Source organism: Pseudomonas fulva NBRC 16637 = DSM 17717, from assembly GCF_000730565.1.
GTDB classification, from domain to species: Bacteria; Pseudomonadota; Gammaproteobacteria; order Pseudomonadales; family Pseudomonadaceae; genus Aquipseudomonas; species Aquipseudomonas fulva.
The window spans coordinates 62,323-75,103 of sequence record NZ_BBIQ01000010.1 but is presented as its reverse complement, the minus strand read 5'-3'; the positions used below and the strand labels follow the sequence as shown (position 1 = coordinate 75,103).

Annotated in this window: 6 protein-coding genes; 1 reads left to right on the top strand and 5 read right to left on the bottom strand. The window is 61.9% G+C overall.

The genetic code is table 11. From position 1 onward, the window contains the following. Positions 1–42: 42 nt before the first annotated feature. From PFU01S_RS11900 to pip, 5 genes are all read right to left on the bottom strand, one after another. Entirely contained in the window at positions 43–843 is an 801-nt protein-coding gene (locus tag PFU01S_RS11900; RefSeq protein ID WP_028687264.1) for a transporter substrate-binding domain-containing protein, read from the bottom strand. A gap of 242 nt (positions 844–1,085) precedes the next feature. Then, positions 1,086–3,659, bottom strand: coding sequence for a glucans biosynthesis glucosyltransferase MdoH (gene mdoH / locus PFU01S_RS11895; RefSeq protein WP_027914054.1), 2,574 nt, complete (start codon positions 3,657–3,659; stop codon positions 1,086–1,088). Continuing rightward, positions 3,652–5,373, bottom strand: a complete 1,722-nt coding sequence (locus PFU01S_RS11890; protein ID WP_201870985.1) for a glucan biosynthesis protein G — start codon at positions 5,371–5,373, stop codon at positions 3,652–3,654. The genes mdoH and PFU01S_RS11890 overlap by 8 nt, the downstream gene beginning before the upstream one ends. 264 nt (positions 5,374–5,637) lie before the next feature. Beyond that, positions 5,638–6,075: a D-aminoacyl-tRNA deacylase gene (gene dtd, locus PFU01S_RS11885; protein WP_028687265.1), complete on the bottom strand. Its 438-nt coding sequence runs from the start codon at positions 6,073–6,075 to the stop codon at positions 5,638–5,640. Beyond that, positions 6,072–7,043, bottom strand: a complete 972-nt coding sequence (pip, locus tag PFU01S_RS11880; protein WP_027914057.1) for a prolyl aminopeptidase — start codon at positions 7,041–7,043, stop codon at positions 6,072–6,074. Before pip ends, dtd begins: the two co-directional genes overlap by 4 nt. Positions 7,044–7,224: 181 nt before the next feature. Here pip and PFU01S_RS11875 point away from each other — a divergent pair, with 181 nt between their 5' ends. Further along, the gene (locus PFU01S_RS11875; RefSeq protein ID WP_028687266.1) at positions 7,225–12,744 is read left to right on the top strand and encodes a dermonecrotic toxin domain-containing protein; all 5,520 of its coding nucleotides are present in this window, start codon (positions 7,225–7,227) and stop codon (positions 12,742–12,744) included. Positions 12,745–12,781: the final 37 nt, after the last annotated feature.

Sequence of the window (12,781 nt, the reverse complement as noted above, 5' to 3'; positions counted from 1 at the left end):
GTCACTGGCTACGGCCTGCAGCTTGCGGCCTGAAGTTGCCTTTTATTCCATGTCCTTGAGCCAGTCCTTGTTCTTGAACCACTTGTCGTGAATACGATCGTAGGTCCCGTCATGCTTGATCTGGTGCAGGAAATTGTTGATGAAGTTGATGCTGTCGTAGTCGCCTTTCTTCAGGCCGAAGGCCAGCGGCTCGTAGGTGAAGGGTTCTTCGAGGAACAGCAGCTTGCCAGCACCGGCCTTCTCAACGGCCACTACGTTGTACGGCGCGTCATAGACAAAGGCGTCTGCCTTGCCGTTGACCACATCCATGACCGCTTCCTGCTCATTGTCATAGCCGTGGTACTTGGCTTTGCCGATCAGCTTCTTGGACACCATCTCGCCGGTGGTACCCAGCTTGGAGGTCAGGCGGTACTTCTCGTTGTTCAGGTCCTTGTACGACTTGATCTCGCCGGCCAGGTCCTTGCGGATCAGCAGGGTCTGGCCCACGACGATGAAAGGCTCGCTGAAGTTCAGGCGCAGGTTGCGCTCCTGGGTCAAGGTCATGCCGCTGCCGATCATGTCGAACTTGTCAGTCAGCAGGGCGGGGATGATGCCGTCGTAGGCGGTGGATACCGCTTCGAACTTGACGCCCATCGACTTGGCCATGGCCTTGAGGATGTCGACCTCAAAACCAATGATCTCGCCACGCTTGTTGGTCATCTGGAACGGCATGTAGGTCGGGTCCATGCCCACACGCAGCGTGCCACGCTTGACGGCCTCGTCGATGGCCCTGGCCTGGGCGGCGGACACCGCCACCAGAGCGGTCATGCCCACCAGCAGCCGCGAAAGGTATTTCTTGAACATCACCAAGTCCCCTGAAAGTAGAAGTAGCGCGTTTTCTTATTGGTACGGCCGTGCGGGCCGCCATGAGCTATCGGAGAGGGATGCTAACGCATGGCGCGCTGGCGATATAGCATCGGGGGGGACTTTGTTGGCCTAAATCGGCCCGAGGGGCAAAAGCGTCGCGGGCCAACCCGGTCCGGCGCTACCCTGCAAACGTCGGCTGCAGGGTAGGTCGGAACGGGCTGGCCCGCTAATGGCGCAGGTCAGGAGCCTGCGAGTGCCGGTTGACCCTCATGTTCAGGATGCAGCGGCAACAACGGTGAATGCGGGTCGCCCTTGATCGAGGCGCGCCAGGCATCGATCCATGCCGCGTGCTGCTGCGACCATACCTGCTCGTGCAGGCGGGTCAGCGCCACGGGGTCGCTCAGCAATGCCAGGCGCGTGCCCAGGTCGAGTCCATGGGGGCCAACTTCCAGAGCTTTGACGATGCGTTCGGCACGCATGGCCTCGATGGGCGCTGCCTGACCGTGCCGGGCAGTGGCCATGGCACACGCCAGAGCATTCTGCCGCGGGTCCACTACCGCGCGCACAAAACCGTCGCGCAGGGCGTGCCAGCGATTCTCGTGGGTGTACTGGTCCGTGGCCAGCAGCTCCTGCGGTGTGGCGTATTCCTCAGGAATCAGGAACAGCTTCTCGTCCTTGGCGGCCAGACCCAGGCGGGTACGGCTGGAAATGACCGAGACCGGAATGGACAGCATCAACGAGCCCACGATCGGCGTCAGCCACCACAGGAAACTGGGGTTCAGCCAGGCTACCAGACCTGCCCATGCCACGCCCAGCAAGGTCTGCGGACCATGACGCTTGACCGCTTCGCTCCAGGGTGTGGAATCGTCGTCGCGCTGCGGGGAATTCCAGGTGGCGGCCCAGCCCAGGAACGCGGCCAGCACGAAGCGGGTGTGGAAGATCATGCGCACCGGCGCCAGCAACATGGAGAACAGCATTTCCATGAGCATCGACAAGGTGACCTTGATCCGCCCGCCGTACTCAACGGCGCCCTTGGCCCAGATCAGGATGACGCTGAGCAATTTGGGCAGGAACAGCAGCACGATGGTGGTGGAGAACAACGCCACGGCTTTTTCCGGGTGCCATTGAGGCCACAGCGGATACAGCTGGTACGGCTCGATGAAGTACTGGGGCTCCATCAGGGTGTTGGTCGCCAGCAACGCCGTGGACAGCACCAGGAACAGGAACCACAACGGCGCAGACAGGTAGGACATGACACCCGTCAGGAACACGGCACGGTGCACCGGGTGCATGCCCTTGACCAGGAACAGCCGGAAGTTCATCAGGTTGCCATGGCACCAGCGACGGTCGCGCTTGAGTTCGTCGAGCAGGTTGGGCGGCAGTTCTTCGTAGCTGCCCGGCAAGTCATAGGCGATCCATACGCCCCAACCGGCGCGGCGCATGAGCGCGGCTTCGACGAAGTCGTGGGAAAGAATGGCCCCAGCGAACGCACCCTTGCCTGGCAATGGCGCCAATGCGCAATGTTCGATGAACGGCTTCATGCGAATGATCGCATTGTGCCCCCAGTAGTGCGACTCACCCAGCTGCCAGAAGTGCAGGCCGGCCGTGAACAATGGGCCGTATACGCGCGTGGCGAACTGCTGCATGCGCGCATACAGGGTATCCATGCCCGACGCCTTGGGCCCGGTCTGGATGATGCCGGCATCGGGGTTGGCCTCCATCAGGCGCACCAGGCTGCTCAGGCATTCGCCGCTCATGACGCTGTCGGCGTCCAGCACCACCATGTACTTGTATTCGCTGCCCCAGCGGCGGCAGAAGTCGTCGAGGTTACCACTCTTGCGCTTCACCCGACGCCGGCGACGGCGGTAGAAGATACGGCCGAACCCCTTGGTTTCACGGCACACGTCCAGCCATGCCTGCTGCTCGGCAACGGCAATGTCGGTGTCGTTGGTGTCGCTGAGCACAAAGAAGTCGAAACGGTCCAGGTTACCGCTGGCTGCTACCGACTCGAACGTTGCACGCAGGCCTGCAAACACCCGCGGCACGTCTTCGTTGCAGATCGGCATGACCAGCGCAGTACGTGCATCGGGCGCGATGGGTTCGTTGCCGGCACTGCTGCCGGAAATCTTGTACTTGTCGCGCCCGGTCAGCAGCTCAAGGAAGCCCATCAGGGCAGTCCAGAAGCCGGCCGACACCCAGCAGAACAGAATCCCGAAGAGAATCAGGATGGACGTCTGCAAGGCGTACGGCCATACCTGCACCACCGTATCCCAGATCGGCTGAGCGAAGATTTCGTCCAGATCGACGAACGACCAGCCCTGATAGGGCAGGATGCTCTTCATGTACCAGCCAGCGACCAGTGTCTGCCCGATCATCAGCGCCAGCAGGATGTATCGGCGGATCGAGCCGACAGTGCGCCAGCGGGCCGCCGGCAACTCACGCTTGGGTGGCTGCGGTGCGTTGGTACGCCCGGTCAGGCGCCGCCATACCCGCACCAGCAGGTTGGTACGCCATGGCTCGGGAACGACCTTGGTACGCGTGATGGGCGGCGCGATCTTCAGGCACAGGCGCCCGTTACCGTCCACCCCGAGCATCTCGGCCTCTTCCAGTTCACCCGCGGTGCCGACCGTCAGGCGCGAGCCCACCGAGGCCTGCACGGCCTCGGCTGGGCTGGCGTGCGAGTTGGCCGCCAGGCGCTGGTGCAGCTCACTGAACGATGCGCAATTGGCCAGTTCCGCGCGCTGCTCATCACTCATTGGAAGGTGGGCCAGGTACTCGCCAAGCGATACCGGCTTTGGGCTCGAGTTACTCATCGGCAGGCAACTGATAGGTCCAGGTTTCGGTCAGCACCTTTTCGGTGGTGGCCGCAGCCTCGGCGGTGGGCGCCGCGTCGGCGGCAGGTTGTTCGGCCTTGGCGGTTTTCTCGGCCTTGGCATGCTTGGCAGACGCCTTGTCCTGCTTGGCGTCCGTGGCAGGCGCTGGAGCCTCTACGGGCACATCGCGCACCAGCGCTGCACGCATTTCGGTCGACTTGTTGGCTTCTTTGACCTTCAGACGCAGCGTCAGGCGCCAGCCCTTGGTTTCAGGGTTGTAGCGCAGGTTGTTCTCGACCACCTCACCGTTGTCGCCCACGCTGATCTGGCTGCGCACCGGGGTGTCTTCAGGCAGGGCGGCAAGTGCCGGGCCCGCGAAGTCGACCAGGAAAGCCACGCTGCCATCAGGCTGGCGGATCAGGTTGGACTGCTTGACGTCGCCAGTGGAGCGCAGGGTCTGCTTGACCCAGCCCAACTCAGGCGCCTGGAACTTGGGTTCGTCGATGGTCCAATGCAGGCGGTAGGCGAACTCGGCCGCCTCGCCAGGCTCGGGCAGCTTTTCCGGGCTCCAGAAAGCAACGATGTTGTCGTTGGTTTCGTCGGCCGTCGGGATTTCCACCAGGTCGACGGAGCCCTTGCCCCAGTCGCCTTTGGGTTCGATCCAGGCACTTGGGCGCTTCTGGTAGTTATCATCCAGGTCTTCATAGTCGCTGAAGGCGCGCTGGCGCTGCATCAGACCGAAGCCGCGCGGGTTCTCGACGCTGAAATTGCTGACCGACAGGTGCTTGGGGTTATTCAGCGGGCGCCACAGCCACTCGCCGTTGCCGGCATGGATGGACAGGCCTTCGGAATCGTGCAGCGCAGGACGGTAGTTGAGGACCTTGGACGGCTGGTTCGGGCCGAACAGGTACATGCTGGTCAGCGGCGCGACGCCCAGGCGGCTGACATGATCGCGCAGGTACACGCGCGACTGCACGTCAACGACCGTGTCGTTGCCCGGACGCAGGGTGAGCTTGTAGGCGCCGGTTGAGCGCGGGGAGTCCAGCAGCGCGTAGATCACCAGGTGCTTGTCGGCCGGCTGCGGCTTCTCGACCCAGAACTCGGTGAACCGTGGGAATTCTTCGCCCGAAGGCAGCGCCGTGTCGATGGCCAGGCCACGGGCCGACAGGCCATACACATGGCCCTTGCCCACGACGCGGAAATAACTGGCGCCAAGCAGGGTCATGATTTCGTCCTGCTTGTCGGCCTTGTTGATCGGGTACAGCACGCGGAAGCCCGCATAGCCCAGGTTCTTGGTGGCATCGGCATCATGCGGCACGTCGCCGAACTCGAAGCGGCTCGGGTCGTACTTGATTTCCTGGACCTTGGTGGCGGTGACTTCGTTGATTTTCACCGGCGTATCGAAGTGCATGCCCTGGTGGTAGAACGACAGCTTGAACGGTGTCTTGTCGTTGGCCCACTCGGCCTTTTCCTGCAGGAAGTGGATCTTCTGGTAGTCCGCGAACTTCATGTCGCGGAACACGGCCGGCAGGTTGCTTTTGGGCGCTTCGTACTTCTGGCCGGCCAGATCCTTTGCCTTGGCTGCAACATCGTCAAGATTGAATGCCCACAGCTGGCCCGCGCTCATCAGGCCAACGATTGCCATGCTGGCCATCAGCGCCTTGCGCAGCCTGACGCCGGGGATTCTTGATGCTTTTTGGGGACTAACAATCACGAGCAACCCTCGCCGAAAACAGATCATGAAACCAACGGCCAGCGACAAATGCCGGGTTGGCGAGCACTGTTCGGACCCCGTAAGGGCGTAATGATTCCCCAAACGGCTACGGACAATGCTCGAGTCAGAGTGAAACGGACCTGCGAACGCAGGCCTCATGCAGCGCGCGATTATCCAGCAGGTCGCGTGACAACGCATCAGGCTGCAACAACTATTTATGGTATAGAACCGCTTATTTATTCAAGAAAGCGGCTTTTTTTAACCTTAAATTTGTAACAGCAATGTTACAGGGCCATCATTGACCAGGTGGACCTGCATGTCGGCACCGAACTGACCGGTAGCGACGTCGGCGTGGCGGTCTCTGGCTTGCGTCACCAGGTAGTCGAACAGCTCGGCGCCCAAGGCCGGCGGCGCCGCCGTGGAAAAGCTGGGGCGCATGCCGTTGCGGGTGTCGGCCGCCAATGTGAACTGCGAGACCAGCAGCAGCCCGCCCCCCACTTCTTTCAACGACAGGTTCATCTTGCCCTGCTCATCGCTGAACACGCGGTAGTTCAACAGCTTGTGCAGCAGCTTGTCAGCATGCTCGCGGGTGTCGTCCGGCTCCACGGCCACCAGCACCAGCAGGCCTTGCTCGACAGCGCCGATGACCTGGCCCTGCACTTCCACCCGCGCGTTGCGCACCCGTTGCAGCAGGCCCTTCATGCTTCTTCCAGTGGCAAGTCGAGCAGGCGCCTGGCCATCTGGTCGGCTGCGCGCACCAGAGCATCGGTAATGCCCGGCTCGGATGCGGCATGCCCGGCATCGCGAATGACCTTCAGTTCACTGTTCGGCCACGCCTGGTGCAGTTCCCAAGCGTTGTCCAGTGGGCAGATCACGTCGTAGCGCCCGTGCACGATCACCGCCGGCAGGTGGGCGATGCTGGGCAGGTCGCGCACCAGCTGGTTCGGCTCCAGGAAGGCGTTGTTCATGAAGTAGTGGCATTCGATGCGGGCGATGGACAAGGCCCGCTGCGGCTCGGAGAACCGGTCCACTACCAGGGGGTTGGGCCGCAGTGTGGCCGTGCGGCCCTCCCAAGTGGACCATGCTTTGGCCGCGTGCATCTGGGCAATCTGGTCGGAGCCGGTCAGGCGCTTGTGGAACGCGCTGACCATATCGCCGCGCTCCTCCGGTGGGATGGGCGCAATGTAGTCCTGCCAGTAGTCGGGGAACAGGCGGCTGGCACCTTCCTGGTAGAACCACTGTATCTCCTGGGGCCTGCACAGGAAGATGCCGCGCAGGATCAGACCATGCACGCGTTCGGGGTGAGTCTGGGCATAGGCCAGCGCGAGCGTGGAGCCCCATGAGCCGCCGAACAGTACCCACTTGTCGATACCCAGGTGTTCACGGATGCGCTCCATGTCCTCCACCAGGTGCCAGGTGGTGTTGTTTTCCAGGCTGGCATGGGGGGTGGAGCGGCCACAGCCGCGCTGGTCGAAGGTGATAATGCGGTACAGGGTGGGATCGAAATAGCACCGGCTCTGGGCGTCGCAGCCTGCACCCGGGCCGCCGTGAATGAAGACCACTGGCAAACCTTCGGGTGAGCCGCTTTCATCGACGTACAGCACGTGTGGCGCTTCCACGGCCAGATCGTGCCGGGCGTAGGGTTTGATCTGCGGGTAGAGGGTCTGCATTGCGCACTCCGTGTGAAGGTTGTTCGACCGTGAGCCATCATAAACCTGAATTGAGCGCAGAGCATGCTTGTACATCAACTCCATGCCTGGCCCGGTACAGTTGCCGGGCAGATATATCTACCTCCTTTCTCCTTCCCCGGCCCTACAGAGTCCTTCACCTCATCGTGCAGAGGACTGCTAAATGCCAACACCCACCAGCGACACCCTACCCTCACAAGGTGTCCATTACTCCACCATTGCCAAGCGCATCCCCCAGTGGCTGAAAAAAAGCCCGACCCACACGCACCAGGCCATGCGCAATTGGCGGCAGGCACCTGCCTGGCTGGCGTCAGCGATCACGGAGCAACCGGCCGTCGCGCGTGCCTGGAGCATCGAACACGCACAGCACCGTCAGCACCAAGCGCAGGTCGCGGCGCTGTTCGAGCAGGTTGCAGAGCTGGAGATCTATGCCAGAAAGGCGTTGACCGAAGCCATTGCCGAACGCTTTGGTCTACAGGTCGATGTCGACAAGAGCTACCTGGTGGACGCGCGCCTGATCGAGGAGCACGACGCCCTGGACGGGCGGCAGGCCGTGGAGCGGGCGACCCGTTCACTGCTTCAGGCAGCCCTGCATAACTTCGAGGCGTCCGCCGCCGTTGAAGGTGGCATGGATGCACCCGATGGGCTCCTGAAAAAATCGGTGATTCTCGACCACCGGCGTTTCATGGGCACCGTGCCTATCACCAATGCACTGGACATCCCGGCAGAAGCCTTCGCCGACCTGTGTCGGACGTTGGACATTGGTGGGAAATATCACGACCTGATACACGCGATCTACTACCCGGCCGCAACGGCTGACCGCAGTGCGGACGAGGTGGCCCTGGAGGTGTATCAAACACTGGGGCGGGCGGAGGAATCGGCTTGGCGACAGTCCCTGCACTACGCTCGCTTGAAGGGCGATATCAGCGAGACGTTCTACACCGCCGCGCTGGAAGTACCGCTCGATCAAAAGCTGGATCCTCTCGCATCGGGGTTCAGGTTCAGCGAGCTGCAACTCTGGGGCTGCGTACTGACGGGAGTAGTGGTCATCGAGAGGCAATCGGGTGCCGATAGCCGCATTGCGCTGTATATCCCCGACGACGAGGAAACACCCCTCAAGGCGTTCGCCGATACGCAGGCCATGCATGACGCACTGCGGGATCGGCTCCAGGCTGACATGGGCTACCTGGACAAGCATGTGCCCGAGCGCGACAAGGGGATGGTTAGACAGCGCCTGCAAGCGCGTCTGACACCACCGGGCTGGAGTACCCGCGGCCTGCACGAGCCCGTACGCGATCCACATGCCAGGCTCTACCCCGTTCAAACGCCTTTCACCCACGCGTTCCAGGGGCTCATGGCCTTTCGCAAGGTGGAACGTCATGAACAGGACGTGCTCTTCCACGCTGTCCCAACCCAGATCGTGGACCGGCGTACGGCCCAGGCTCACCGCGAGCTCATTGCCGGGCGCGCGTTGCTGGCATTGAACATCGCCGGCTTCTTCGTGCCTGGCCTTGGGGAGGCCATGCTTTTGGTGGGCATCGTCCAGCTGGCCCATGAGGTGTATGAGGGGATCGAAGCCTGGGAGGCAGACGAGCGCGACACAGCTTACGACTACCTGATCGATGTCGTCGAGAACGTGGCGGTCATGGCTGCGCTGACAGCTGCCGGCCATGCGCTCAAAGGCGCGCCGCAAATCCCAGGGGGCGACGAACCCATCGTCGAAGAACCCGACGACGAATCGGGTGATGCGCGCATTCCCGTCGAGACCCCGTCATTCATCGAAGAGCTGGAAGACGTGGACATGCCTGATGGGCAGGTAAGCCTGTGGAAACCTGATCTGACGCCCTATCAAATCCAGGACCCACTGCCACAGTCATTGGCACCGGATGAGCAGGGCCTGTTGTTGCATGAGGGTCAGCAACGGCTGGTGCTGCAGGGTCGCCAGTATCAGGTCGTGTCAGACGCCGACACTGGCCAATACCGGCTGCAGCACCCACAGGGCGAGCATCGCTATCAGCCACCGCTGCGCTACAACGGCGCTGGCGCGTGGATACAGGTCACCGACCGCCCCGCTACCTGGACAGGTTCGACCTTGTTGCAACGAATGGGGCACCTGAGTGCTGACTTCGATGAGCCGACGCTGCAACGGATGCTGCAGATCAGTGACACGGACGAAGATACCTTGCGCAGGGCGCTGGTGGAGAGCGAGCGATTGCCGGCGTTGCTGCAAGACACCCTCCAGCGGTTCAAGCTTGACCAGTCGATCAGCCAGTTGCCCGTCACGGCAGACCGCTCAACCGAATTTTTCAGAGCCTACAGGCGCATGGCATCGGCCCAGCTGCCCGACGCCGAACCGGTCATGCGGGCATACCCCGGTCTTCCAGCCGCCATTGCCGACGAGCTGGTACGCAGCGCGACTGCCAACGAACGGGGCCTGCTGGCAAGCGGTAGGGTACCGTTACGCCTGAGCGAGGAAATTCGTGTTTATCTGCAACAGGTCCGTCTGGCGCGGGCTTACGAGGGGCTGTTTCTGGTAGGGGCTCAGAGCTGGGACAGCGATCGACTCGTGCTGCATACCTTGCCGACACTCAGGCAATGGCCTACCGGTACCAGGCTACAAATCCTGCGAGGTGGGTTCTGGCCCACTCAAGCCGAGGCAATCGGCCCCAAGCAAGGTAACCCCTGCGTAACCATCATCCATGCCCCTGCAGGGTACATCGTCCAGGATCAAGCCGAGTCACCTAGGTTGGTAACGGCACACCCGGACCTCTTTACCGCGCTTCACGAGGCGCTGCCAGACGTCATGGCACAACTCGGCGCGGCTGACGCTGCGGCCCTGCGGCACCTGATGCAGGAAAGTCCGTTGCTGCCTCGCCCAGCCTTGCGCAGGGCCCTGGGCATGCGGCCGGTGCGCCCCGGCTATCGGTCACCCATGCGCCTTGCCGAGGGCCGCCTGGGGTATCCGCTGAGCGGCGGTGGCCCGCAAGCCCATGCGGTCTCTTATTCGCAGCTCCTTGCAGAGGTCGAGGCATTGGAGTTGGCGCAGCGTACCGGCCGCTCTGCCGATCAGGTGATCAATACGCTGGCCAGCAGTGGCCGCACGCGCCTGCAGATTTTCGAACACCTGCAACGTTTGGCCGAGCAGCGCACCGAACTGCAAAGCAGGCTCGATGACTGGAGCGAGGCCATTTCGCCGTCGACCGATGCAGCAGCACGCAACTACGATGCGTTGCGCGAGGCTATCGTGCAGTTCTGGTATGACACGGCGTTGGACGAAGGCGACCGGAGCACGTCCGTGTTACGCCTGGCGCTGATCTCTCTGGCCGATATTCCGTTGAACTTACCCGAGTTCTTCTACCAGCGAGTGCGCAGCCTGACCCTCTATGACCTGCCCTCAGGCGCGATGGCCAGCTGGGCGCAGAACGAGCGTTTGCTGCAACGCCTGCTCCGTCAGATGCCGCAACTCCAGGCATTGGAAATTGACCGGCCCTACACACCACGGGCAACACCCTCGGCATTCATATTCAGCATTCCCACCATTCTGGAAAACCTGCCACAGCTGCAGCGCTTGGTACTGACCAACCAGAACATTGCCTTGTCCTCCAGTGACCTGCACATGCTGACCGGTGCCCGGCAGCTGCGTCATCTGGACCTTTCCGGAAATCGCTTGGCACAAGGCAACCGTCCGAGCTTCCACGCGCTCACACTCGATTACCTCGGGCTCGACCGCATGCATCTGTCGCAATGGCCGATGGGCATCGACAGCGATGCCTTGAGCCGCATCGGTGAGCTGTCCCTGCGCGCCAATAACCTGCTCACGCTGCCATCGTTCCTGCTGCACGAAGCCGAATCACTGCGACTCCCGCCGGTCATCAACCTTGAAGGCAACCCGATCAACGAAATTCACGTGCAGCGTTTGCTCATGAACGAGCAGCTGGACAATTCTGGTATTCGCGTGGACCAGCCGCCGTCGCTTATCGAGGGAATCACGCGCCTGCGCACCGAGCGCTCGCAGGTACGAGAAGCGCTGGAGGGCTGGGCGCAGGCATCGAGTTCCAGCAACCCCCTGACACAAACCGCCCTGGCCGAGCGTCAACGCATTGAAACGGCGATCAATGATTTCTGGACATATCAGGAACAGGGCCATCGATACCTCAGGCTGCATCTGGAAGACGTGTCGATCGAGCACTTCCCGAGGCGCCTGCCCCCCTTCTTTGGCGAGCGTGTTCGCGCCCTGGCCTTGACCCGCTTGCGAGGCACGACTGCGCAGCTTGATGAGCTGCTCAGTCGGTTTCCGGGTATCACGCGCCTGACCATAGACGGTCATCAAGCGCCGCAATCGACACTGCCTACCGCCTTGCTGCGCTTGCCGGAGCTGGAGTACCTGGAGTTGCGCAACATGGGTTTGGAAATCGATGAGCCTATGTTCGAGATTTTTGGCCGCCTGAACCACCTTACTTCGCTGGACCTTTCGGGCAACCGGGTGGGCACCATCAATCGTGTTCCTGCACAGCTTGCAGCGAATCTCCAGTCCCTGGTGCTGAGCAACATGGAGCTGCAGGGCTGGCCGCACTGGTGCGACCTGTTGCTGCCGCTCGAGTTGCTCGACCTCAGTTCGAACAACATCACCGAACTGCCGGACCGTGTCCTGTCGAACCTGGATAGCACCATTCCGATTTCTTCTGTGTCCCTGTTGGACAACCCGCTGCCAGCCGAAACCATCCAGCGGGTCCGCACGTTTTCCGACAGCCATCACAGCTTCTCCTTCGCCTTGGACATTCCCAACGACCTGCTCACCGATGGTTCCAGTGATGGCTCTCTGGACCACCCGCACTTTCCGGTGTCCGGTGACGATACCCCACGGATGGAATCGTGGATGTTGGGAAATGCACTGCAAAATGAATCCCTGCAGGTATGCTGGGATGCGCTTGCAGGCAGTGACTTGCTGCGCCTGGTGGGCCGTCTGCAAAACGCAGCCCCTTACGTGGAGCCCGCTACTCGGGGCAGGTTTTGCGAACGGGTGCGACTGATGCTGGTCGCGGCGGTCAGCAACCCGACCGAGCGGCCATTGCTGGAAAGCATCGCTGTAGCGGCGCTGCCTGACGAAAATGGCGCACAAACCTGTCATGACGGCGCGCTTCAGGCGTTCAACAACATCGAGTTGTACCTGATGCATCAACGTGTCGTGATCGATGCAGGAGATAGCCTGCAGCAGATGCGCCAAAGGCTGTTGCAGCTGTTCCGGGTAGAGGAACTCGAACACCTTGCCCAGCACCGCTCGATACCGGGGGATCTGGTTTCGGTGCGCCTGGCTTATCGCCGCGAACTGGCCAAGGAACTCGAGCTGCCCATCGCCGACCGCATGCGTTTCCGAAGTGCTGCCAACCTGGCGGCCGATGAGCTTTCGAGCGTGCTCGAACACGTGCGCAAGCGCGAACACAGCGAAGCGTTCATCGACTATCTGCTGTCCAACCAGGACTGGACCCAGCGCCTTCGCGGTGAATACGCCGAGCGGTTCGAGGAGGTTGAAAACCGGTACCGCCAGCGGGTACTGGAACTGGCCAACACCAGCCATCCGCTGCAGGAAGAGGTGATCTTGCAACAAGGCTTGCAGATGGATCGGGAACTCGAGGAGCAGGCACTGCTGCGCGAACTCACGCTCAAGGAGGTCGCCAAAGGCTGACGATTGACCGGGCGGCGCGCATACCCCGCGCTGCCTG

Coding starts and splice junctions, on each gene's coding strand:
- PFU01S_RS11900 (WP_028687264.1), bottom strand. CDS start 843: ATGTTCAAGAAATACCTTTCGCGGCTGCTGGTGGGCATGACCGCTCTG.
- PFU01S_RS11875 (WP_028687266.1), top strand. CDS start 7,225: ATGCCAACACCCACCAGCGACACCCTACCCTCACAAGGTGTCCATTAC.
- pip (WP_027914057.1), bottom strand. CDS start 7,043: ATGCAGACCCTCTACCCGCAGATCAAACCCTACGCCCGGCACGATCTG.
- mdoH (WP_027914054.1), bottom strand. CDS start 3,659: ATGAGTAACTCGAGCCCAAAGCCGGTATCGCTTGGCGAGTACCTGGCC.
- dtd (WP_028687265.1), bottom strand. CDS start 6,075: ATGAAGGGCCTGCTGCAACGGGTGCGCAACGCGCGGGTGGAAGTGCAG.